Consider the following 25,985-nt stretch of genomic DNA (forward strand, 5'->3'; position numbering starts at 1 on the left):
TTCCATCAGTATTTGCAACAATAGTAGTAAGTGTTTCTACAATATTTAAAGTACTTAAATTAACACTAGCAACTCCCCCATTTTCTAATTCTAGTGATAATTCATTTGTTGTTTCATCAAAACTAAAATTTTCAATTTGTTGATCATCTGAAGAGGTTAGTTCCCAAGAATCACCATCCCAAAAATATATTTCGCCAGTGTCTGAATTCACATAGAGATCTCCTAAATCTGCTCCTGTGGGTGTAGACATTCCTGGTGTCACAACTTCAGTTCCTGTTAGAACCTTGCAATCACACTGATCTTCTAATGTAACTGTAGTTTGCGAAAAAGCAAATGCAGACATTAGCAGAAAAATTGGTAAAATTATTTTTTTATTCATGATATTGGGGTATCTTTTTATGTAAGAAATTTCGTAACAAATATGATGGTGATATCATACTAATACACTCTACAAAACTATCATTTAACATTTTTGTAAGAAAACAAATGTTGTGTATATCAATATTGTTATGGTAAATACATTAATATATGAAGTCTAACACCTTAACAACTCCTTATATTTAACATGCACTTAATCGATAAACTCCACAAAAACATGGACATAAAGAATTATATTACAATTAAAAAACATTTACAAAATCGTACTAAAAATTTAGTTCTTTGCATAAAAAAAGACCAGTTACAAGATGTAACTGGTCTTTTAAAAATTATAAATAATTAAGAATTTACTCCATAATAATAAACTCTGATCTTCTATTTAGATCATGTTCAGCAGAAGAACATTTTGAGTTGTTACCACAATCATTTACTAATTTAGTTTCACCAAAGCCTTCCCCTTGTAACCTATCTTCCGATATACCTTTTGAGACCATATAGCCAACTGTTGATTCTGCTCTTTTTTGAGACAACCATAAATTGTAAGCATCTTTACCTCTGCTGTCTGTATGGGAATTTACTTTTAATTTTAAACTAGGATATTTTTCCATCGCTGCAATTATTTTTTGTATTTCTACTTCAGCATCAGGTCTAATATCATATTTATTTAAATCAAAATAAATTGTACTAAGTTGTAATAATTTTGCTAAATCATCACCAAAACCTGCAGAAACAGTGTCTCTTTCTAAATAAAAATCAACAATCTCTTCAGTTGCATCTGATTTTGTTATGTATTTTTCAGAAGGGATATAACCATCCATAAAAGCCCTTATAAAATTACCTTTACTACAATCAACATATAATTCATAATTACCGTTAGAGTCTGATAATGTTGCTGAAACTTCTTGATTTTCCTCATCGATAACTTTAACTGTTGCGCCAACCAAAATTTGATTTGAAATTTTATCTCTAACCGTACCTGTAATACGTTTACGACAATCTAATTCAAGTGGCGTATTTTCTATAAAACTATAAATATCATCATTCCCTAAACCAGTTTCTCTATTTGAAGCAAAATAGCCAGTTTTATCTTCATCATTATATATAAAGGTAAAATCATCTACTTTACTATTGATAGGTTCTCCAACGTTTTTAACAATATGTTTATATGTTGTTTCGTCAGAAATTTTAGTTCCAAATACATCTAAACCACCTAAGCCAGGGTGTCCGTCAGAAGAAAAATACAATACTTTTTCACTTGTAATATAAGGAAAAGTTTCTCTTGCCTCCGTATTAATAGTATTTCCTAAATTTTCTGGAGTCCCAAATGTTCCATCCTCATTAATTGCTACTTTAAAAATATCAGACTCACCTAGAGTTCCAGGCATATCAGATGCAAAATACAAAGTCTTTTCATCAGGACTTAAAGCTGGATGTGCCACAGAATAATCATTACTATTAAAAGGAAGCTCTTCTAATTCACTAAAAGCACCATCGATGATTTTAACTCTAAAAATTTTTAATCTAATAACTCCTTTTTCGTCTTTTATATATTTATTTTCTAAAATATTGTTTCTTGTAAAATATAAAACACTTCCATCTTTTGTTGCTATACTGGTTGACTCATGTAATCTTGTATTAATAACATCTTTATCTAGCTTAACCACGGTATTTAAAGAAACACTATCAACATTAGATTTGTATAAATCTAAAAAATCTTTAGAGTTCCAAGTATGTCTATACTTAGCCAAATTACCCGTATCACGATCAGAAGAAAATATTAAGCCTTGCTTATAATACGAAGGAGCAAATTCAGAATAAACCGTATTAAATTCGAAAGGTTCAATTGTAAATCTTCCTGAATTTTCTTTTATTTCTTTTCTGTAATCTCTTTCATCATTAAACCCATTTGCTCTGTAATCATTAGAGGTCATCTCTGAAAATTTATCCATCAACACATCAGCTTCATCATAAGCATCTAGACTTTTTAAAGTTTGTGCATATCTAAAATAATATTCAGGTGTAACATCTGATTCATATTCTTCTACTAATCTTTTATAAACTTGAGAAGCTTCTTTATAGTCCGCATTATAATAGTATGAATTGGCTAATTTTTTTAATAAATCTGCAGATACATACCCTTTATCAATTACCTTTTTATAAACATCAATTGCAGGTTTAAAAGAATAAGCTTCATACTTTTCATTAGCTCTTTCTAAAACTTTTTCTTGCCCAACGGTTTGTTGAAAAGCAAAAATTAATATAGTAATTGTGAAAAATATTTTTTTTAACATAATTGTCTTTTTAGAAGAAACGAGGTGAAACCAATTTCTGGAATGATTTTACAAGTTCGTATCTTAATAATACTTCAAACGATCCATCATTAAATCTTGTTGAACCTAATTCAGTAGTTTCCTTATCATAAGCCAAACCAATCATAAATTGATCACTTACTTGAAAACCTGCCATTGCACTTACTGCTGCATCCCAACGATAGGCTGCTCCAAATGTAAATTTGTTTACAAACATAAAATTTGCTGATGCATCTACTTGTAAAGGTGCTCCACCAACCATTTTAGTCAAGACAGCTGGCTTAAATTTAAGGTCAGGTGTTATCTCAAAAACATAACCTGCTATTGCATAAAAATTAATTCGTTCTCTTGATAAAAAAGATACTGAATTCGCATCACTATTTGAATTATCAAAATGATTAGTTTCTATCACATTTGGTGCAGAAAGACCCAAATAAAATTTATCTGTATGATAATAAAGTCCTAACCCAAAATTAGGCGAAAACTTATTTTCTATATTGTCTCCTGAAATTGGTTCACTGTCAAAATTATTAAGTTTTGCAAAATCAAGATTTAATAAATTACCTCCGACTTTTAGTCCGAATGATAATTTAGCCGTTTGAGAAACATCTAATGTATATGAGATAATACCATCAAAATATGTTTCTTGAACTGTTCCATTACCAATCTCATCATTTACAATTGACACACCGTAACCTAACTTACTATTTCTAATAGGTGAGTGTAAATTTAAAGTTTGAGTAGTTGGTGAGCCATCTAAACCAACCCACTGCGACCTGTAAAGTGCTGCAATACTTAACTGACCTCTTGAACCTGCATATGCTGGGTTTACACTCATTGTATTAAACATATATTGTGTATACTGGGCATCTTGCTGTGCGTTTATTTTTTGGTTAAAAAATAATACTACAACAATTGAAATTAAAAAAATATACTTCTTCATAATCAATAATATTCTCTAAACTTAATTATTTACTTACGTATATGTAACCGCTATTTGTAATGCTTTCTCCGTTGATATCTTCATATTCGAAAATGTAGAAGTAAACACCTGATGGCAAATACTCTTCTTCTGAAATTGTTGACCTTCCTTTTGAACGACCATCGAACACATTGTTTTGATTGTTATAATCAAGCCCTTCATAAACTGAAACTCCCCATCTATTAAAAATTTTCATTGAATTATTATAAGCAAACTCTACGTTTCTTATGAAAAGGAAATCATTCTTACCATCAGAATTTGGAGTTACTAATTGATTTACTTCAACTTCACCTTCAGTATTTTGCTCGATGGTATCTGGATCTAAGTAATCTGGTGTACCATCTCCATCTGTATCATCGTTTGTTGGATCGCCATCACCATCTGCATCTTCATCTGGAGTATCTATTCCGTCTCCATCGTCATCTAAATCTCTATAATTAACATCTTCTGTTCCATCTGTATCTGGTAAATCTGTTGCAGGATCATCTATCTCATCATTTACATCAAAGCCATCATTTACATCTGAACCTTCATAGCCGTCGTCTAAACCATCTCCATCTGTATCTATTCCTGTATACTCTTGATCTGGAATACCATCAAAATCAAAATCGTTTCCTTCGTTATTATCGAAAACAAAATCGTTATCTGAATCTAAATCAATATAATCTGCAGTGTCTTCTCCATCGTGATTGTTTGGTGTTAAACCTTCTGGATAAGCAGTGTTTAATCCGTTATTAGCTTCATAAGTTGCTTCATCATCTTCGTTTGGTGCTATATATCCCTCTGTAGTTTGAGCCTCTACATTGTCTGGAATACCATCATCATCCGCATCAATATCTAAATGATTCGGAATGCCATCTCCATCAGTATCTGTTGGATTTGTTAATGGATCATTATCTCCATCAAGATTTTCATCCTCAACAGTATCTAAAATACCATCATTGTCATCGTCTAAATCTGTACTATCTGGAACTCCATCACCATCAGTATCTGTTCCATTATCATCTATTGGATCTAAATAATCTGGTGTACCATCTCCATCTGTATCATCGTTTGTTGGATCGCCATCACCATCTGCATCTTCATCTGGAGTATCTATTCCGTCTCCATCATCATCTAAATCTCTATAATTAACATCTTCTGTTCCATCTGTATCTGGTAAATCTGTTGCAGGATCATCTATCTCATCATTTACATCAAAGCCATCATTTACATCTGAACCTTCATAGCCGTCGTCTAAACCATCTCCATCTGTATCTATTCCTGTATACTCTTGATCTGGAATACCATCAAAATCAAAATCGTTTCCTTCGTTATTATCGAAAACAAAATCGTTATCTGAATCTAAATCAATATAATCTGCAGTGTCTTCTCCATCGTGATTGTTTGGTGTTAAACCTTCTGGATAAGCAGTGTTTAATCCGTTATTAGCTTCATAAGTTGCTTCATCATCTTCGTTTGGTGCTATATATCCGTCTGTAGTTTGAGCCTCTACATTGTCTGGAATACCATCATCATCCGCATCAATATCTAAATGATTCGGAATGCCATCTCCATCAGTATCTGTTGGATTCGTTAATGGATCATTATCTCCATCAAGATTTTCATCCTCAACAGTATCTAAAATACCATCATTGTCATCGTCTAAATCTGTACTATCTGGAACTCCATCACCATCAGTATCTGTTCCATTATCATCTATTGGATCTAAATAATCTGGTGTACCATCTCCATCTGTATCATTGTTTGTTGGATCGCCATCACCATCTGCATCTTCATCTGGAGTATCTATTCCGTCTCCATCATCATCTAAATCTCTATAATTAACATCTTCTGTTCCATCTGTATCTGGTAAATCTGTTGCAGGATCATCTATCTCATCATTTACATCAAAGCCATCATTTACATCTGAACCTTCATAGCCATCATCTAAACCATCTCCATCTGTATCTATTCCTGTATACTCTTGATCTGGAATACCATCAAAATCAAAATCGTTTCCTTCGTTATTATCTGGAACTGAATCATTATCACTGTCTAAATCAATATAATCTGCAGTGTCTTCTTCGTCTGTGTTTACTGGTGTAATGCCTTCATCTCCAATTCCTTCATAAGCGTCGTCTAATCCATCCATGTCTGAATCAGTACCACTTGGTGCTATATATCCGTCTGTAGTTTGACCTTCTACATTGTCTGGAACACCATCATCATCCGCATCAATATCTAAATGATTTGGAATGCCATCTCCATCAGTATCTGTTGGATTTGTTAATGGGTCATTATCTCCATCTGTATTTGGATCTTCAACAACATCTAAAATACCATCATTGTCATCGTCTAAATCTGTACTGTCTGGAACTCCGTCACCATCAGTATCTTTATTATCCGGATCTAAATAATCTGGTGTACCGTCTCCATCTGTATCATCGTTTGTTGGGTCGCCATCACCATCTACATCTTCATCTGGAGTATCTATTCCGTCTCCATCATCATCTAAATCTCTATAGTTAACATCTTCTGTACCATCTGTATCTGGTAAATCTGTTGCAGGATAGTCTATCTCATCATTTACATCAAAGCCATCATTTACATCTGAACCTTCATAGCCATCGTCTAAACCATCTCCATCTGTATCTATTCCTGTATACTCTTGATCTGGAATACCATCAAAATCAAAATCGTTTCCTTCGTTATTATCTGGAACTGAATCATTATCACTGTCTAAATCAATATAATCTGCAGTGTCTTCTTCGTCTGTGTTTACTGGTGTAATGCCTTCATCTCCAATTCCTTCATAAGCGTCGTCTAATCCATCCATGTCTGAATCAGTACCACTTGGTGCTATATATCCATCTGTAGTTTGACCTTCTACATTGTCTGGAACACCATCGTTATCTGAATCTATATCTCTATAATTAGGGTTTGAGTCTTCATCAGTATTTACTGGAGTTAAACCTTCACCTGAACCCGGACTTTCTTCATAATGATCATCTAAACCATTACCATCACTATCCATACCACATGGGGCTTGAAATTTAGATTCATCTTGAGCCTCAACATTATCTAATATACCATCATTATCAGAATCAATATCTCTGTAATCAGGAACGCTATCTCCATCAGTATCGATAGGAGTTATTCCTTGACCTGTTCCACAATAATCCTCATAATGATCATCCAAACCATTTTGATCTTTGTCTATTCCACAAGGGGCAATAAATTCATTTTCTGTTTGAGCCTCAACATTATCTAATATTCCATCATTATCAGAATCAATATCTCTATAATCAGGAATAGTATCACCATCAGTATCGATAGGAATCAAACCTTGCATTGGACAATGTTCGTAACTATCGTCAAGCCCATTATTATCCATATCCTTACCACTAGCCACAATAAAGCCAATAACGGCTTGCGCCTCTATATTATCTAAAACACCATCATTATCAGAATCAATATCTAAATAATCAGGAATACCATCTCCATCAGTATCTGTGGACAAACCATATGATGAATAACCTTCTTCTGTATTAAGAATTCCATCACCATCAGCATCAATATCAATAGAATCAATTACACCGTCACCATCAGTGTCAGTATAATTTATATCAAATATAAGGTCCTCCGATAAGTCACTAAATGAGGATAAACCTACAAACGCGAAAAGAAGAATTAAAATTCTATAAGGCACTTTTAAACATTGCCTTGATTTTTTAATAAGAGTAAAAATTTCCATAAGCGATAGTTGTTACATTAAACTAATCACCATGGCAGTAAGAATTTCAATAAATGAGTAAGAAGTGGGAGCTTCAAATTAATCTGATGCAAGATATGGTTAAAAAATAAATCAATTAAATCAATTTTTAAGAGATGTATCTAAAGTCTACAAAATACATAAAAATCCGATTAACTGTATTGTTATGTGTTTTTTAGACTTATTTAACATACGTTACATCGAACCAAAAAGATTTCGAGTTTTTCAGAAATCTGAAAAAGAATACATTTTATCGAAAACAACACTACACTACACATTGAAATCCAAATACTTAGTAGTTAAAAATCCATTTTTAAAATAAAAATTTAACAGAAAGCAACCTAAGTATAATTTAACTTATTTTTGCAAAAATTTTGTTTATGAGTTTTGAAAGTGAAATACAAAGAAGAAGAACTTTTGGTATTATATCTCACCCCGATGCAGGTAAAACAACACTAACTGAAAAATTATTGCTTTTTGGTGGTGCAATACAAGAAGCTGGCGCTGTAAAAAACAATAAAATCAAAAAAGGTGCAACTAGTGATTTTATGGAAATAGAACGTCAACGTGGTATTTCTGTAGCTACTTCTGTTCTTGCTTTTATATATAAGGATAAAAAAATAAACATATTAGACACACCTGGTCACAAAGATTTTGCCGAAGATACTTTTAGAACTTTAACTGCAGTTGATAGTGTAATTGTTGTTATTGATGTAGCGAAAGGTGTTGAAGAGCAAACTGAAAAATTAGTTGAAGTTTGTAGAATGCGTAAAATTCCAATTATTGTATTTATCAATAAAATGGATAGAGAAGGTAAAGATGCTTTTGATCTTTTAGATGAGGTAGAACAAAAATTAGGTTTAAAAGTCACTCCTTTAAGTTTCCCTATAGGTATGGGTTACGATTTTAAAGGTATTTATAATATTTATGAAAAAAACATTAACCTTTTTAGTGGTGACAGTAAGAAAAACATTGAAGATGTTATTGCTTTTAGTGACATACAAAGTGACGAATTAGAAAAAACTATTGGTACTGATGCCGCTGATGAACTTAGAGACAATTTAGAGTTAGTTTCTGGTGTATATCCTGAATTTGATAGAGATGAATATTTAAATGGAAATTTACAACCTGTATTTTTTGGCTCAGCATTAAATAATTTTGGTGTACGTGAACTACTTGATTGTTTTGTAGATATTGCACCTACTCCAAGACCTAAAATGTCTGAGGAACGATTAGTTGATTCAAAAGAAAAAGAATTTACTGGTTTTGTTTTTAAAATCCATGCTAACATGGATCCTAAACATAGAGATAGATTAGCATTTATTAAGATTGTATCAGGCACGTTTGAAAGAAACAAACCTTATCTACATGTTAGAAATAATAAAAAATTAAAATTCTCTAGTCCTAATGCTTTTTTTGCAGAGAAGAAAGAAATTATCGATATTTCATACCCAGGTGATATTGTAGGCTTACATGACACCGGTAATTTTAAAATTGGAGACACTTTAACTGAGGGTGAAAATTTACATTACAAAGGCATCCCTAGCTTTTCTCCTGAACACTTTAGATATATTAATAATGCAGACCCTTTAAAATCTAAACAATTATTTAAAGGTATTGATCAATTAATGGATGAAGGTGTTGCGCAATTATTTACTTTAGAAATGAATGGTCGTAAAGTTATTGGTACAGTAGGTGCCCTCCAATATGAAGTTATTCAATATAGATTGGAACATGAATATGGAGCAAAATGCACCTATGAAAATTTCCCTGTACATAAAGCTTGTTGGGTAGATCCAAAGGATCCTAAAAATGATGAATTCAAAGAATTTAAACGTGTGAAACAAAAATTCTTAGCAAAAGATAAAAGAGGACAGTTAGTATTTTTAGCTGATTCTCAATTTTCATTACAAATGACACAACAAAAATACCCGAGCGTAACACTTAGATTTACTTCTGAGTTTGAGTAAAAACAATTTAGATTATTTATCTAAATAAAAAAGCTAAGTAATAAATAGAATTTATTACTTAGCTTTTTTTACACTCTAAAATGAACTAATCATTCAATTTATTACATAAATTTTTATGTTGAAATAATAGCTTTGTAAAATAAAACCCCGTGATTTTCATCACGGGGTTTTTATTTATGCCTCTCCAGTTGGACCAAAATTCATTGGTATTGAAGGTTGCTCGTAATCTTTAATAGTTCCGTGAGCTTTTTCAAATCTATTGACATTATCGTTTAATGCTTTTAAAAACTTTTTAGCATGTTGAGGAGTTAATACTATTCTACTCTTCACTTTTGCTTTTGGAGCTCCAGGCATCATACTTATAAAATCAACTACAAATTCAGATACAGAATGATTTATGATTGCTAAATTGGAATAAGTTCCCTCAGCAGTTTTTTCATCAAGCTCTATATTAATCTGCTTTTCTTTTTGATTTTTATCACTCATTAAAAACTAATTAAAATTTAAATTCTTCTTTACGAGCCATAATCTCATCATACTCTTCTTTAGACCCTACGATAATACTATCATAATCTCTCATACCTGTACCTGCTGGTATTTTATGACCTACAATAACATTTTCTTTCAAGCCTTCTAAACCATCAACTTTACCAGCTACTGCTGCTTCATTTAATACTTTAGTTGTCTCTTGGAACGATGCTGCAGATATAAACGACTTCGTCTGTAACGATGCACGTGTAATACCTTGAAGTATTGGCGTAGCAGTTGCCGCAATAGCGTCTCTAGCTTCAACTAAAGCTTTATCACCACGACGTAAAACAGAGTTTTCATCTCTTAATTGACGTGCTGTAATAATTTGTCCTGCTTTTAATGTATCAGATTCACCAACTTCAACAACAACTTTCTTACCAAAAATTTCATCATTCTCAGTAATAAAATCGTCTTTATGAGCTAATTGATTCTCTAAGAAAATAGTATCTCCTGGATCTTGAATTCTAACTTTACGCATCATTTGACGTACTACAACCTCAAAGTGCTTATCGTTAATTTTCACCCCCTGTAAACGATATACTTCTTGTACTTCATTTACTAAATACTGCTGCACAGCAGATGGGCCTTTAATTTTCAATATATCCTCAGGAGTAATTGAACCATCAGAAAGTGGCATACCAGCACGAACATAATCATTCTCTTGTACTAATATTTGATTAGAAAGTTTAACTAAATACTTTTTAACCTCACCTAATTTAGATTCAATAATAATCTCTCTATTACCTCTTTTAATTTTACCAAAAGAAACAACACCGTCAATCTCAGAAACTACAGCTGGATTAGAAGGATTACGAGCTTCAAATAACTCAGTAACTCTTGGAAGACCACCGGTAATATCACCAGACTTAGCAGATTTACGAGGAATCTTAACTAAGATCTTACCTTCCGTAACTTCTTCACCATTATCTACCATAATGTGAGAACCTACTGGTAAGTTATATGAACGTAATACTTCATCCTTATTATTCTTAATAAGTAATGTTGGTATTAGCTTCTTATTTCTTGATTCAGATATTACTTTTTCTTGGAAACCAGTTTGCTCATCAATTTCAACTTGGTATGTTACACCTTGATCAATATTTTCATATGCAATTGTACCAGGGAATTCAGTAACAATAACACCATTATATGGATCCCATTGACAAATTACATCATCTTTAGCGACCTTAGCTCCGTTCTTAATAAATAATTGAGAACCGTAAGATATATTATTTGTACTTAAAGTAATTCCTGTTTTTGGATCAACTATTTTTACTTCAGAAGTTCTTGATATTACAATCTCTTCATCTTCGCCTTCACCATTTTTAGCTGTAACAGTTCTTAAATCTTCAATTTCAGCAATACCAGCAAATTTAGCAGAAAGCTTATTATCTTCAGAAATGTTACCTGCAATACCCCCAACGTGGAATGTACGTAGTGTTAACTGTGTACCAGGTTCACCAATAGATTGTGCAGCAACTACACCTACAGCTTCACCTCTTTGCACCATTTTATTAGTAGAAAGGTTTCTACCATAACATTTACCACAAATTCCTTTAGAAGCCTCACAAGTTAATGCGGAACGAACTTCAACTTTATCAATCGGAGAAGCTTCAACACGTCTAGCATCTGCTTCATGTATTTCTTGACCTGCTTTAAGAAGTTGTTCTTCTGTAATTGGATCAAAAACATCATGTAAAGAAACTCTACCTATAATACGTTCTCCTAATGATTCTACAATCTCTTCGTTTTTCTTTAATGCTTCAACTTCAATACCTCTTAAAGTACCACAGTCTTCAGTATTAATAATAACATCTTGAGATACATCAACTAAACGACGTGTTAAGTAACCTGCATCGGCAGTTTTTAATGCCGTATCCGCAAGACCCTTACGAGCACCGTGAGTAGATATAAAGTATTCAAGAATTGAAAGCCCCTCTTTAAAGTTTGATAAAATCGGGTTTTCAATAATCTCACCACCACCGGCAGTAGATTTTTTAGGCTTAGCCATCAAACCACGCATACCTGTTAACTGACGGATTTGCTCTTTAGAACCCCTCGCACCAGAATCAAGCATCATAAACACAGAATTAAATCCTTGTTGATCTTCACGAATACGTTTCATAGCTAACTCAGTTAACTGTGCATTTGTTGAAGTCCAAACATCAATAACTTGGTTATAACGTTCGTTGTTAGTAATAAGACCCATGTTATAGTTAGACATAATACCTTCTACCTGACCATTAGCATCACCAATCATGTCATGCTTTTCAGGTGGAATAATAATATCTCCTAAACTAAAGGAAAGACCACCTTTAAAGGCGAATTCGTAACCCATAGTTTTAATCTTATCTAAGAAATCAGCAGTAGTAGGCACATCTGTAGCCTCTAAAATTCCACCAATAATATCTCTTAAAGATTTTTTATTTAATACAACGTTAATGTAACCAGCCTGTGGTGGTACCATTCTATTAAATAGAACTCTACCTACAGTTGTTGGGATAATTTGATAAACTAACTCACCAGCTTCATTAAAATCTTTTGCTCTTACTTTAACACCTGCATTCAAATCAACCATTCCCTCATTGTGAGCAATCACAACTTCTTGAGCAGAATAGAAAGTTAAACCTTCTCCTTTAATAGGAACTTCTGGTGTAGATTTACGCTCTTTGGTCATATAATAAAGACCCAAGACCATATCCTGAGATGGTACCGTAATTGGAGAACCATTCGCAGGGTTTAATATATTATGAGAAGCCAACATTAATAATTGACATTCTAAAATTGCCTCTGGCCCTAATGGTAAGTGAACCGCCATTTGATCCCCATCAAAATCCGCATTAAATGCAGTACATACAAGTGGGTGTAAACGAATAGCTTTACCTTCAATTAACTTAGGTTGGAATGCTTGAATACCTAAACGGTGTAATGTAGGAGCCCTGTTTAACATAACCGGATGTCCTTTCAATACATTTTCCAAGATATCCCAAACAACAGGCTCTTTTTTATCTATAATCTTCTTAGCAGACTTAACTGTTTTTACAATACCTCTTTCGATTAACTTACGAATTACAAAAGGCTTATAAAGTTCAGCAGCCATATCTTTTGGAAGACCACATTCAAATAATCTTAATTCTGGTCCTACAACAATTACAGAACGTGCTGAATAATCCACACGCTTACCAAGCAAGTTTTGACGGAAACGACCTTGCTTACCTTTTAATGAATCAGAAAGTGATTTTAATGGTCTGTTCGATTCTGTTTTAACAGCAGAAGCCTTTCTTGTGTTATCGAATAAAGAATCAACGGATTCTTGAAGCATACGCTTCTCGTTTCTAAGAATTACTTCTGGAGCTTTTATCTCAACCAATCTTTTCAAACGGTTGTTACGGATAATAACTCTACGGTAAAGATCATTTAAATCTGAAGTCGCAAAACGACCACCATCAAGTGGCACAAGAGGACGTAATTCTGGTGGAATAACAGGGATTACTTTCATAATCATCCACTCAGGTCTATTCTCTCTATTTTCTTGAGACTCTCTTAAAGATTCAACAACTTGAAGTCTCTTTAAAGCTTCAGTTTTACGTTGCTTAGAAGTTTCTGTATTTGCTTTATGTCTTAATTCATAAGAAAGTACATCTAAATCGATACGAGCTAAAATATCAATTAAACATTCAGCACCCATTTTAGCTATAAACTTATTAGGGTCAGAATCTTCTAAATATTGATTTTCTATTGGAATAGATTCCAATATGTTTAAATACTCTTCTTCAGTTAAGAAATCCATTTTATTGATTTCTTCACCTTCAGGACCTTTAGCAATACCTGCTTGAATTACAACATAACGCTCATAATAGATAATCATGTCTAATTTCTTAGAAGGCAAACCTAATAAGTATCCTATTTTATTGGGTAAAGATCTGAAGTACCAGATATGAGCGACAGGAACCACCAAATTAATGTGACCTACTCTATCTCTACGTACTTTCTTTTCAGTAACCTCTACACCACAACGGTCACAAACAATACCACGGTAACGAATTCTCTTGTATTTTCCACAAGCACATTCGTAATCTTTTACAGGGCCAAAAATACGCTCACAAAAAAGACCGTCACGCTCAGGTTTGTGCGTTCTATAGTTTATAGTTTCAGGCTTTAAAACTTCTCCTCTTGACTCTGCCAGAATTGATTCTGGCGAAGCCAAACCTATTGAAATTTTATTGAACCTTTTTACTGTGTTATTATCTCTTTGTCTAGCCATAACAATATGGTGATGATAAATTAAATTTGTTTTACTAAATAGTGTCTCTAAAACCTATTCTTACTACTCTTCCAGTCTAATATCTAAACCTAATCCCTTAAGCTCATGCATTAATACATTGAAAGATTCTGGTAAACCAGGCTCTGGCATTGTTTCTCCTTTTACAATAGATTCGTAAGTTTTAGCTCTACCTACAACATCATCAGACTTCACAGTCAAAATTTCTCGTAATGTAGCTGAAGCTCCATAAGCTTCAAGTGCCCAAACTTCCATCTCTCCAAAACGCTGACCACCAAATTGTGCTTTACCACCTAATGGTTGTTGTGTAATTAAAGAGTATGGTCCAATAGAACGAGCGTGCATCTTATCATCTACCATGTGACCTAATTTCAACATGTAAATAACACCAACCGTTGCTGGTTGATCAAAACGTTGCCCAGTTCCACCATCATGTAAATATGTATGACCGAATCTTGGAATTCCAGCTTCATCTGTAAATTCATTAATTTGATCTAATGATGCTCCATCAAAAATTGGAGTAGCATATTTTTTACCTAATTTAAGACCTGCCCAACCAAGAACAGTTTCATAAATCTGACCAATGTTCATACGAGATGGTACACCTAATGGATTCAATACAATATCAACTGGTGTTCCGTCTTCTAAGAAAGGCATATCTTCATGACGAACAATACGAGAAACAATACCTTTGTTACCGTGACGACCCGCCATTTTATCACCTACTTTAAGCTTACGTTTTTTAGCTACATAAACTTTAGCTAACTTCATAATACCAGCTGGTAGTTCATCACCTACAGAAATTGTAAACTTATCTCTTCTCAAGTTCCCTTGAAGGTCATTAAGCTTGATCTTGTAGTTATGTAATAAATCAGCAACTAATACATTTGTATCTTTATCAGTTGTCCAACTACCACCTACTAAGTGAGCAAAATCATCAACAGAGTTTAACATTTTCATGGTGTATTTCTTTCCTTTCGGAAGTACTTCTTCTCCAAGATCATTTAATACACCTTGAGAAGTTTTACCATTTACAAGATTGAATAGTTTTTCGACTAAAACATCTTTTAACTGTTGGAATTTTACTTCGTATTCTAACTCTAATTTAGATATTGCTTCTTTATCTTCAGAACGTTTTCTCTTATCTTTAATAGAACGAGAGAATAATTTCTTACCAATAACAACACCACGTAATGAAGGAGAGGCTTTCAAAGAGGCATCTTTAACATCACCTGCTTTATCACCAAATATTGCACGAAGCAATTTTTCTTCTGGCGTTGGGTCAGATTCTCCTTTAGGAGTAATCTTACCAATTAAAATATCACCAGGCTTAACTTCAGCACCTATACGGATCATTCCGTTTTCATCTAAATCTTTTGTAGCTTCTTCAGAAACGTTAGGAATATCATTTGTTAACTCCTCTGCACCCAATTTTGTATCTCTAACCTCTAGAGAATACTCATCAACGTGAATTGAGGTAAAAATATCATTACTAACAACTTTTTCTGAAATTACAATTGCATCCTCAAAGTTATACCCTTTCCAAGGCATGAAGGCAACTTTTAAGTTTCTACCTAAAGCTAACTCTCCGTTTTCAGTTGCATAACCTTCACAAAGTACTTGACCTTTTTTCACTCTATCACCCACTCTTACGATTGGTTTTAGATTGATACTTGTACCTTGGTTAGTTTTTCTAAACTTAACTAATTTATATGTTTTAGAGTCATCATCAAAACTAACTAAACGCTCTTCTTCTGTTCTATCATATTTAATAGTAACAATTTGAGAATCTACGTATTGTATAGTTCCATCTCCTTCAGCATTTATTAATACTCTAGAATCTGAAGCTACTTGACGTTCTAAACCTGTACCAACAATTGGCGCATCAGGTCTCAATAATGGAACTGCTTGACGCATCATGTTTGACCCCATCAATGCACGGTTAGCATCATCATGTTCCAAAAAAGGAATTAATGAGGCCGATATAGATGCAATTTGATTAGGAGCAACATCAGTAAAATGAATTTCTGAAGGATCCACAACAGGGAAATCACCTTCTTCTCTTGCAATTACTTTTTCTGCAGTAATAGTACCTTCATCATCCATAGGAATGTTTGCCTGAGCAATCATCATTCCTTCTTCTTCTTCAGCACTTAAATATCTAAAGTTTTCAATATCTACTTTTCCATTTTCAACTGTTCTGTATGGAGTCTCCAAGAATCCCATAGAGTTTACTTTAGAAAAAACAGATAATGAAGAAATCAAACCAATATTTGGTCCTTCAGGTGTTTCAATAGGACATAATCTACCATAGTGTGTATAGTGAACATCACGAACCTCGAAACCTGCTCTTTCTCTCGATAAACCGCCTGGTCCAAGAGCCGATAATCTTCTCTTGTGCGTAATCTCAGCTAATGGATTTGTTTGATCCATAAATTGAGACAACTGGTTAGTTCCAAAGAATGAATTAATAACTGAAGATAATGTCTTCGCATTAATTAAATCAATAGGTGTAAAAACTTCGTTATCACGTACATTCATACGCTCACGAATTGTTCTCGCCATACGCGCAAGACCAACACCAAATTGTTGAGATAATTGCTCACCGACTGTTCTAACACGACGGTTAGAAAGGTGATCAATATCATCAATCTCTGCTTTTGAGTTAATTAATTCAATAAGGTATTTGATGATTGTTATGATATCTTCTTTAGTCAAGACTTGCTTGTCCATTCCAATATCTAACTGTAATTTTTTATTCATTCTATAACGACCAACTTCACCTAAGTTATAACGTTGATCAGAGAAGAATAATTTATCAATAATACCACGTGCTGTTTCCTCATCTGGCGGTTCAGCATTACGTAATTGACGGTATATATGTTCTACTGCTTCTTTTTCAGAATTCGTAGGATCTTTTTGTAATGTATTATGAATAATACCATAATCAGATTGCGCTGCACTTTCTTTATGTAAAAGAACAGTTTTCACATCAGCATCTACAATTTGAGCAATATGATCTTTTTCTAAAACTGTGTCACGATCTAAAATAATTTCGTTTCTTTCAATAGAAACAACCTCACCAGTATCTTCATCAACGAAATCTTCATGCCAAGTATTTAAAACCCTAGCAGCTAATTTACGTCCTAAAACTTTTTTAAGTCCTGCTACAGAAACTTTGATTTCTTCTGATAAATCAAAAATCTCTAATATATCTTTATCACTTTCAAAACCGATAGCTCTAAATAAAGTTGTAACAGGTAATTTTTTCTTTCTATCAATGTAAGCGTACATAACGCCATTGATATCTGTAGCAAATTCTATCCAAGAACCTTTAAAAGGAATTACTCTTGCAGAATATAATTTTGTTCCATTTGCATGGAATGATTGTCCAAAGAAAACACCTGGAGATCTATGTAATTGTGAAACAACAACACGCTCTGCACCATTGATAACAAAGGTACCACTTGGTGTCATGTAAGGAATAGTTCCTAAATACACATCCTGAACAATAGTTTCGAAATCCTCATGTTCCGGATCAGTACAATATAATTTTAACCTTGCTTTTAGCGGAACGCTATGGGTAAGACCACGTTCTATACATTCTTGTATAGAATAACGAGGCGGGTCTATAAAATAATCTAAGAACTCTAATACGAACTGATTTCTCGTGTCCGTAATTGGAAAGTTCTCCATGAACGTATTATATAGTCCTTCGTCTCCCCTTTCGTCAGATTTTGTTTCTAATTGAAAAAAATCTTGAAACGACTTAACCTGAATGTCCAAGAAATCCGGATAATTCGGAATATTCTTAGCGGATGCGAAATTTATTCTTTCAGTCTGATTTGTAAACATCAATGGACAAAATTTTGATTATGAATACTTACTCTAATAATTATACATAGCTAAAGGCTACATACATAAATAGGTTTAGGTCTAAACACTAAAAAGTGAAAAGACCTAAACCAAAAATACTATGGTTGCTTAAATTACTTAAGCTCAACTTCTGCTCCTGCTTCTTCCAATGATTTTTGAATTCCTTCAGCTTCATCTTTAGAGATACCTTCTTTAATAGCTTTTGGTGCGCTATCAACGATATCTTTAGCATCTTTTAATCCTAAACCAGTTAACTCTTTAACTAATTTTACTACAGCTAATTTAGATGAACCAGCAGCTTTTAAGATAACATCAAATTCTGTTTTCTCTTCAGCAGCTTCACCACCTGCAGCACCACCTCCAGCAGCAACTGCAACCGCAGCAGCAGCAGGCTCAATACCGTACTCGTCTTTTAATATGTTAGCTAATTCGTTAACTTCTTTTACTGTTAAGTTAACTAATTGTTCTGCGAAATCTTTTAAATCTGCCATTTTTCTACCGTTTAATAAATTTTTAAAATATAATTGTTTTTAGTGCGTACTTTTTATTTCTCTGATAATGTCTTAAGAATACCAGCGATTTTACCACCACCAGACTTAAGCCCAGAAATAACATTCTTAGCTGGAGACTGAAGTATCGTAATAATTTCACCAATAACTTCTTCTTTAGACTTGATATCTACTAGAGCTTGTAATTGATCATCACCAATATAAACTGCTTCTTCAACAAAAGCACCTTTTAACAATGGCTTATCTTTAGTTTTAGCTCTAAAAGCTTTTATCAATTTTGCTGGAGCATTACCTACTTCAGAAAACATCAAAGATGTACTTCCCTTAAGAACCTCTGGTAATTCACCAAATTCTTTATCAGAAGCATTCATTGCTTTTTCAAGCAATGTATTTTTAACAACTGCTAATTTAATATTTGCTTTAAAACAAGCTCTTCTTAAATCTGAAGTTGTTGCTGCGTCTAAACCAGATATATCAGCTAAATATATAGTTGATGCATCACCTAATTGCGCAGTTAAATCTTCTATTACGTTTAATTTTTCCTCTCTTGTCATAATATATCCGAATTAAACTGATTTAGCATCTAATTGCACACTAGGACTCATAGTACTAGACATGAAAATACTTTTAATATAAACACCTTTAGCCGCAGTTGGCTTTAACTTATTTAAAGTATCGATAAGTTCTTTTGCATTTTCTTCTATCTTCTCTGCAGAGAAAGATACTTTTCCAATCGCAGCGTGAACTATACCAGTTTTATCTACTTTAAAGTCAATTTTACCAGCTTTTACTTCAGACACCGCTTTCGCAACATCCATAGTTACTGTTCCAGTTTTTGGATTAGGCATTAAACCTCTAGGCCCTAAAACTCTACCTAATGGCCCTAATTTACCCATAACACTTGGCATAGTGATGATTACATCAACATCAGTCCAACCGCCTTTAATTTTATCCAAGTATTCTTGTAAACCAACAAAATCAGCACCAGCTTCTTTAGCTTCTGCTTCTTTATCAGGTGTTACCAATGCTAAAACTTTTACATCTTTACCAGTTCCATGAGGTAATGTTACAACTCCACGAACCATTTGATTAGCTTTTCTAGGATCAACTCCTAAACGAACTGCTAAATCAACAGATGCATCAAATTTTGACTTTGTGATTTCTTTTACTAAAGCTGAACCTTCTTGTAAAGAATAGATTTTATTTTTATCTATCTTAGAAAGCGCTTCTTTTTGATTCTTTGTTAATTTTGCCATTATAAATGCTTTTAAGATATTAAAAAGGTCTAGTGCCAGAAACTTTTAAACCCATAGATCTTGCAGTTCCAGCAATCATACTCATAGCAGATTCTACTGTAAATGCATTAAGATCTACCATTTTGTCCTCAGCGATTGTCTTAATCTGATCCCAAGATACGTTACCGTTCTTAACACGATTAGGCTCCCCTGAACCCTTTTTAATCTTAGCCGCTTCCATAAGCTGAACTGCCGCCGGCGGTGTCTTTACAATAAAGTCAAACGACTTATCTTTGTATACCGTGATAGCAACAGGTAAAACTTTACCTTGTTTGTCCTGTGTACGCGCATTAAATTGCTTACAGAACTCCATGATGTTAACACCGGCAGCACCTAAAGCGGGTCCAACCGGTGGCGATGGATTCGCTGCACCTCCCCTAACTTGTAGCTTAACTACTTTACTTACTTCTTTTGCCATTGTTTTTAATTAAATTAAATTGTGTCATTTGGAAGCAACACAACTTTTTATGTAACAGTTCTAATTATACTTTTTCAACTTGCATATAACTTAACTCTAATGGAGTTTTTCTTCCGAAAATCTTAACCATTACCTCAAGCTTACGCTTTTCTTCATTAATTTTTTCAACTGTACCATTGAAACCATTAAAAGGTCCGTCAATCACCTTAACAGTTTCACCCATTACATAAGGTATAGCAACACTATCTGTTGCCACTGTTAATTCATCAACTTTACCTAACATTCTATTTACTTCAGTTTTCCTAAGCGGAACAGGATCACCCCCTTTAGTTTCACCTAAAAAACCGATAACATTAGTGATCGAACGCACAATATGCACCATCTCACCACCAAGATTAGCCTTAATCATTATATAACCAGGAAAGTAAACTCTTTCTTTATTTGATTTTTTACCGTTACGAATTTGAACGACTTTTTCAGTAGGAACTAAAACCTCTTCTAAGTAATCAGAAAAACCTAATCTAGCTACCTCAGACTCGATATAACCTTTGATTTTATTTTCTTGACCACTTACAGCCCTAACAACATACCATTTTTTTTCTAATACTTCAGACATAGAGCTTTTCTTAATTAATTAAATTATCAAAATAAATTTGAATCAACTTACCAAAAAGACTATCTACACCCCAAGTTGCCAAAGCGAATAAAATAGAAAATACAGCTACAATTACCATCAAATTAGAAGATTCTGACTTTGGAGGTAATGTAATATTAGTTCTAAGTTCCTCTATGGATTCCTTGATATATGTCAACATGCTGCGAAAGATTTAACTTTTTAAATTATTAAAAAGATCACCAAAGATAATCTTTTCTCATTTGCACGGGAGGAGAGACTCGAACTCCCGACACCTGGTTTTGGAGACCAGTGCTCTACCAACTGAGCTACACCCGTTTATATTTACATCGAAAGGTATCTGCTAAAAACAGACACCCTTGATGTATATAATTTATTAATCTCTATAAAGATTAATCTAATATCTCAGTTACCTGACCTGCACCTACAGTTCTACCACCTTCACGGATAGCAAAACGCAAACCAATACTTAATGCAATTGGAGATAACAAATCAACAGTAATTGTAAGGTTATCACCTGGCATTACCATTTCAACTCCATCAGGAAGGTTGATTGTACCTGTAACATCCGTTGTTCTTACATAAAACTGTGGACGGTAATTATTATGGAATGGTGTATGACGACCACCTTCTTCTTTTTTAAGAACATAAACCTCAGCCTTAAACTTCGCATGCGGAGTTACAGAACCTGGCTTAACAATAACCATACCTCTTTTTATATCTGACTTTTCAATACCTCTTAATAAGATACCTACATTATCACCAGCTTCACCTCTATCTAATATCTTACGGAACATTTCAACCCCAGTAATAGTAGAGTTTAATTTTTCAGCACCCATACCAATAATCTCAACAGGATCTCCAGTATTAGCAACACCAGTCTCTATACGACCAGTTGCAACAGTACCACGACCAGTAATAGTAAATACATCTTCAACTGGCATTAAGAAATCTTTTTCAACATCTCTCTTAGGAAGCTCGATCCAAGCATCAACCTCTTCCATTAACTTCATTACAGTATCAACCCACTTTTGCTCACCATTAAGCGCACCTAAAGCAGAACCAGCAACAACAGGTCCGTTATCACCATCATACTCATAGAAAGATAATAATTCTCTTACTTCCATTTCAACAAGCTCTAAAAGCTCCTCATCATCAACCATATCCACTTTATTCATGAATACAACGATTCTAGGAATACCAACCTGGCGACCTAAAAGGATGTGCTCACGAGTTTGAGGCATAGGACCATCAGTAGCAGCAACAACCAAAATAGCACCATCCATTTGAGCAGCACCAGTAACCATGTTCTTTACGTAATCGGCGTGACCTGGACAGTCAACGTGAGCGTAGTGACGGTTAGCTGTTGAATATTCAACGTGAGATGTATTAATAGTAATACCTCTTTCTTTCTCCTCAGGAGCGTTGTCAATTGAATCGAAACTTCTCAATTCAGACAATCCTGCATTAGCCAAAACAGTTGTAATAGCGGCAGTCAATGTAGTTTTACCGTGATCTACGTGTCCTATAGTACCGATATTTAAATGCGGTTTGGAACGATCGAAAGTTTCCTTAGCCATGTGTATTTAATTTTAATCTTAGTTTATAATATTAGTGTACAAATAATGTTCTTTAGTGAGCCAATGATGAGATTTGAACTCATGACCTCTTCCTTACCAAGGAAACGCTCTACCCCTGAGCTACACCGGCCTAATTGAGTCCACAACCTTATACAATGATTAAAAACTCAAAAAAACAACCTTACACTCAAGGTTTATAGAGCGGGAGACCGGGTTCGAACCGGCGACATTCAGCTTGGAAGGCTGACGCTCTACCAACTGAGCTACTCCCGCAAATTACCTATGGATTTCAAAAATGCAAAAATCACATAAATATATCTCATTACAAAACTTAAAGAGAATAATTTTAAACTATTTCGCTTTAATTAAAAATTGTGGGGAGAGCAGGATTCGAACCTGCGAAGACGTAGTCAGCAGATTTACAGTCTGCCCTCGTTGGCCGCTTGAGTATCTCCCCAAACCAAAATTTTTAAGAACTTTAAAAGAGCCGATGGAGGGACTCGAACCCACGACCTGCTGATTACAAATCAGCTGCTCTAGCCAGCTGAGCTACATCGGCTTTTAACCACTTTTTTCGTTTAAAAAAAGCCCGCTATTTCTAACGGACTGCAAAGGTAAATGATTTTTTAGTTTATCAAAATGTTTTTTTAATTTTTTTTTAATTTTTTTCTTTCTGCTTTAACAACTGACGCTTCATAGCACCACACCCCAAATCAATAGCTTCCTCAAAAGACTTACACTGCTTACTTACAATAAATTCATTTTTAGGAACATAGACTTTAATCTCTGCGATTTTATTTTCTTTACCTTTTGTTTTCTCAACTTTCAAATACACATCGGAGCCAATTACTTTATTATAGTATTGATCTAATTTATTTAATCGTTCATTAACAAAAACAATCAAATTTCCGTCTGCATTAAAATTTACTGACTGCGTATTTACTTTCATATCTTAAAATTTAAAAGTTAAACATTACTTACAAAAAACTATTTTTTGTTTCTCGGATGAGACAACTGATGTACTTTTTTTAATTCCGCAACACTGTTATGCGTATAAACTTGAGTTGAAGCTAAGCTTGAGTGACCTAATAATTCTTTTACCGAATTTAAATCAGCTCCTTTATTAATTAAATGAGTTGCAAATGTGTGCCGAAGTATATGCGGACTTTTTTTTACTTTACTTGACACCATACTAAAATAATGATTTATCACCCTATAAACAAGAGTATCATATATTTTAAATCCTGTTTTTGACAAAAAGATAAATTCTTTATCTACGAGTTTCTCAATTTTATTCCGCTCCTGCAAATAAACTTTAAATAAATCTAACATCGAACCTAAAAGCGGAATCACCCGCTGTTTATTCCTTTTACCTAAAACTTTTATTGTTTTTTGATTAAAATCAATATCCGTAATACGCAAATTAACCAACTCTATCCTTCGTATACCAGTTACATAAAGCAACTCAATAATTAATTTATCCCTTAAGCCTACAAAATCATCTGGAAAGATAATTTCACTAAGCATCTGTTCCATTTCAGCTTCAGAAAAAGGAATTTCAATTTTTTTAGCCGTTTTTAACGCCTTATGTTTTGCAAGAGGATTGACTTTTATAGCTTCAATCTTCAAAAGAAACTTATAATATGACTTTAAAGATGCTATTTTCCTATTTATACTTCTATTCGAAAGCTTAACATCAACAAGACTAACCACCCAACTTCTTACACTATTATATCCTACGTCAGTAATATCCTGTACCCCTAAATGTTCTTTACAAAAAATTGAAAACTCAACTATATCACTTTCATAGGCTGTTACCGTATTAGCCGAATAATTCTTTTCTAAAGATATATAGGTTATAAATGCCGAAATACTCATACAGTAAAGTTAGCAAACAAATTAAAGTAACTACTATTTTACAATCTTAAAATATATACAAATAAAAAAGCCCTGCTAATGCAGGGCTTTTATTATATACTAATGATAGTTAACTATATTTCTTCTTGATCTCTTAAACCTTGAATATAGTTAGCTTTCTGAATCTGAGCTCTACGCTCTACAGATGGCTTAGTGAACTGTTGACGCTTTCTTAATTGACGCATTGTTCCAGTTCTATCAAACTTACGTTTGAAACGCTTTAGCGCTCTATCGATGTTTTCTCCTTCTTTTATTGGTATTATTAACATGGGCAGTAACCTCCTCTCTTTTGTGATTATAAGTCTGCAAATTTACAAACTAATTTATAATTGACAATTATTTTAATGAAAATAATTTGAAACTTTATTTTTTATATGAAATTGCTGATTTATACTCCTTTTTATCTACAAGAATTTTCGCTAATATTTCTCTTAATATTTCTGAAGTTCCACCACCAATAGGCCCTAACCTACTATCTCGCAACAATCTCGCCATAGGATAATCTTCCATATAACCATAGCCACCTAAAAATTGTAAACAGTCATAAATAACCTCATCAGCCATTTTAGTTGATTTTAATTTAGAAATCGTAGCTTCTTTAACTACATATTCCCCTTTATTCAACCTATAAGCAACTGAGTAATTATATACTTTACAAAGTTCCATATCAGCATACAAATCAACAAAACGATGACGCAATGCCTGAAACTTATTAATCTCCACGCCAAAAGCTGTACGCTCAGACATGTATTTTTGCGCATAGTCTAAAGCAAACTCCGCTCTAGCATGAGCATTAACCCCCATAATTAAGCGCTCTAAAGCAAAATGTTCCATTATGTAAGGAAAACCTTTGTTTTCTTCACCCATTAGATTTGAAGCAGGGATTTCAACATTATCAAAAGCAATTTCTGCAGTATCGGAAGCCCTCCAACCTAATTTATTTAATTTACTAGCTGAAATACCTGGTGTATTTTTATCAACAAGAAAAATACTTATACCCTTATTACCTAATTCAGTATTTGTTTTTGCAGCAACTACCATATAGTCGCAATAAACACCATTTGTAATAAACGTTTTAGATCCATTAATAATATATGAATCTCCTTTCTTCACAGCTGCAGTTCGCATACCTGCAACATCACTACCGCCAAAAGGTTCTGAAATACAAAGACAACCAATTTTATCTCCTAAAACACTAGGCTCTAAATAGTCTTTTTTAATTGCGTCACTACCTTCTTTATTTAAATGAGTCATCGCTAAATAAACATGAGCCCAAATAGCAGCTGCAAAACCTCCAGAATTAATTTTTTGCAATTCTTCTAATAAAATAATGGTATAAAACAAATCGAGAGCTAAACCTCCATTTTCTTCAGGTGTTGCCAACCCAAAATACCCCATCTCACCAAACTTCTTCCAAATAAAACGATCAATAGTTCCTGATGATTCCCATTTTTCAATGTGAGGAACTACTTCTTTATTTAAAAACTCACGTAAACTTTCTCTAAATAATTGATGTTCTTCAGTGAAGTACATACTTTCCATATGCGTAT

Annotated in this window: 19 protein-coding genes and 5 tRNA genes; 1 reads left to right on the top strand and 23 read right to left on the bottom strand. The window is 33.6% G+C overall.

Annotation, left to right across the window (positions count from 1 at the left end):
- The 4 genes from KO500_RS00670 to KO500_RS00685 form a co-directional block, all read right to left on the bottom strand.
- A partial coding sequence (locus KO500_RS00670) for a hypothetical protein (protein ID WP_215954570.1) occupies positions 1-379 on the bottom strand: 379 nt, incomplete at its 3' end.
- A 346-nt stretch (positions 380-725) separates the two neighbouring features.
- Entirely contained in the window at positions 726-2,669 is a 1,944-nt protein-coding gene (locus tag KO500_RS00675; protein WP_215954571.1) for an OmpA family protein, read from the bottom strand.
- Positions 2,670-2,679: 10 nt separating this feature from the next.
- Complete coding sequence (locus tag KO500_RS00680; RefSeq protein ID WP_215954572.1) at positions 2,680-3,630, bottom strand: PorP/SprF family type IX secretion system membrane protein; 951 nt, start codon at positions 3,628-3,630, stop codon at positions 2,680-2,682.
- A gap of 25 nt (positions 3,631-3,655) precedes the next feature.
- Positions 3,656-7,405, bottom strand: a complete 3,750-nt coding sequence (locus tag KO500_RS00685) for a gliding motility-associated C-terminal domain-containing protein (protein WP_252732398.1) — start codon at positions 7,403-7,405, stop codon at positions 3,656-3,658.
- A 398-nt stretch (positions 7,406-7,803) separates the two neighbouring features.
- On the opposite strand from KO500_RS00685, the gene KO500_RS00690 reads away from it, so the two are divergent.
- Positions 7,804-9,393: a peptide chain release factor 3 gene (locus tag KO500_RS00690; RefSeq protein WP_215954573.1), complete on the top strand. Its 1,590-nt coding sequence runs from the start codon at positions 7,804-7,806 to the stop codon at positions 9,391-9,393.
- A gap of 174 nt (positions 9,394-9,567) precedes the next feature.
- Here the strand turns inward: KO500_RS00690 and KO500_RS00695 are convergent, their stop codons facing one another.
- The 19 genes from KO500_RS00695 to KO500_RS00785 form a co-directional block, all read right to left on the bottom strand.
- Positions 9,568-9,879 (bottom strand): DUF3467 domain-containing protein, encoded by a 312-nt coding sequence (locus KO500_RS00695; RefSeq protein WP_215954574.1) that lies wholly within the window; start codon positions 9,877-9,879, stop codon positions 9,568-9,570.
- 10 nt (positions 9,880-9,889) lie between these two features.
- Positions 9,890-14,188 carry a DNA-directed RNA polymerase subunit beta' gene (rpoC, locus tag KO500_RS00700; protein ID WP_215954575.1) on the bottom strand — a complete coding sequence of 1,433 codons (4,299 nt, stop codon included), beginning with the start codon at positions 14,186-14,188 and terminating at the stop codon, positions 9,890-9,892.
- A 63-nt stretch (positions 14,189-14,251) separates the two neighbouring features.
- The gene (gene rpoB, locus KO500_RS00705; protein WP_215954576.1) at positions 14,252-18,061 is read right to left on the bottom strand and encodes a DNA-directed RNA polymerase subunit beta; all 3,810 of its coding nucleotides are present in this window, start codon (positions 18,059-18,061) and stop codon (positions 14,252-14,254) included.
- A 134-nt stretch (positions 18,062-18,195) separates the two neighbouring features.
- Complete coding sequence (gene rplL / locus KO500_RS00710; RefSeq protein WP_215954577.1) at positions 18,196-18,573, bottom strand: 50S ribosomal protein L7/L12; 378 nt, start codon at positions 18,571-18,573, stop codon at positions 18,196-18,198.
- A 53-nt stretch (positions 18,574-18,626) separates the two neighbouring features.
- Complete coding sequence (gene rplJ, locus KO500_RS00715; RefSeq protein WP_215954578.1) at positions 18,627-19,145, bottom strand: 50S ribosomal protein L10; 519 nt, start codon at positions 19,143-19,145, stop codon at positions 18,627-18,629.
- Positions 19,146-19,157: 12 nt separating this feature from the next.
- On the bottom strand, positions 19,158-19,847 hold the full coding sequence (gene rplA / locus KO500_RS00720) for a 50S ribosomal protein L1 (RefSeq protein WP_215954579.1): 690 nt from the start codon (positions 19,845-19,847) through the stop codon (positions 19,158-19,160).
- 19 nt (positions 19,848-19,866) lie between these two features.
- Positions 19,867-20,304 (bottom strand): 50S ribosomal protein L11, encoded by a 438-nt coding sequence (gene rplK, locus KO500_RS00725; protein ID WP_215954580.1) that lies wholly within the window; start codon positions 20,302-20,304, stop codon positions 19,867-19,869.
- Positions 20,305-20,368: 64 nt separating this feature from the next.
- Positions 20,369-20,920, bottom strand: a complete 552-nt coding sequence (nusG, locus tag KO500_RS00730; protein WP_215954581.1) for a transcription termination/antitermination protein NusG — start codon at positions 20,918-20,920, stop codon at positions 20,369-20,371.
- A 10-nt stretch (positions 20,921-20,930) separates the two neighbouring features.
- Entirely contained in the window at positions 20,931-21,119 is a 189-nt protein-coding gene (gene secE / locus KO500_RS00735; protein WP_215954582.1) for a preprotein translocase subunit SecE, read from the bottom strand.
- 64 nt (positions 21,120-21,183) lie between these two features.
- Positions 21,184-21,256 (bottom strand) — tRNA-Trp (locus KO500_RS00740).
- 74 nt (positions 21,257-21,330) lie between these two features.
- Positions 21,331-22,518 carry an elongation factor Tu gene (gene tuf, locus KO500_RS00745; protein ID WP_215954583.1) on the bottom strand — a complete coding sequence of 396 codons (1,188 nt, stop codon included), beginning with the start codon at positions 22,516-22,518 and terminating at the stop codon, positions 21,331-21,333.
- Between the two features lie 58 nt (positions 22,519-22,576).
- Positions 22,577-22,648, bottom strand: a tRNA-Thr gene (locus tag KO500_RS00750).
- 70 nt (positions 22,649-22,718) lie between these two features.
- A tRNA-Gly gene (locus KO500_RS00755) sits at positions 22,719-22,791 on the bottom strand.
- Positions 22,792-22,893: 102 nt separating this feature from the next.
- Positions 22,894-22,975, bottom strand: a tRNA-Tyr gene (locus tag KO500_RS00760).
- A gap of 28 nt (positions 22,976-23,003) precedes the next feature.
- A tRNA-Thr gene (locus KO500_RS00765) sits at positions 23,004-23,077 on the bottom strand.
- Positions 23,078-23,176: 99 nt separating this feature from the next.
- Positions 23,177-23,467 (bottom strand): ribosome hibernation-promoting factor, HPF/YfiA family, encoded by a 291-nt coding sequence (gene hpf, locus KO500_RS00770; protein ID WP_215954584.1) that lies wholly within the window; start codon positions 23,465-23,467, stop codon positions 23,177-23,179.
- A 38-nt stretch (positions 23,468-23,505) separates the two neighbouring features.
- On the bottom strand, positions 23,506-24,396 hold the full coding sequence (locus KO500_RS00775; RefSeq protein WP_215954585.1) for a tyrosine-type recombinase/integrase: 891 nt from the start codon (positions 24,394-24,396) through the stop codon (positions 23,506-23,508).
- Between the two features lie 113 nt (positions 24,397-24,509).
- Positions 24,510-24,704 (bottom strand): 30S ribosomal protein S21, encoded by a 195-nt coding sequence (gene rpsU / locus KO500_RS00780; protein ID WP_215954586.1) that lies wholly within the window; start codon positions 24,702-24,704, stop codon positions 24,510-24,512.
- A 94-nt stretch (positions 24,705-24,798) separates the two neighbouring features.
- Complete coding sequence (locus tag KO500_RS00785; protein ID WP_215954587.1) at positions 24,799-25,977, bottom strand: acyl-CoA dehydrogenase family protein; 1,179 nt, start codon at positions 25,975-25,977, stop codon at positions 24,799-24,801.
- Positions 25,978-25,985: the final 8 nt, after the last annotated feature.

The organism is Cellulophaga baltica, assembly GCF_018861125.1.
Lineage (GTDB): Bacteria > Bacteroidota > Bacteroidia > Flavobacteriales > Flavobacteriaceae > Cellulophaga > Cellulophaga baltica_A.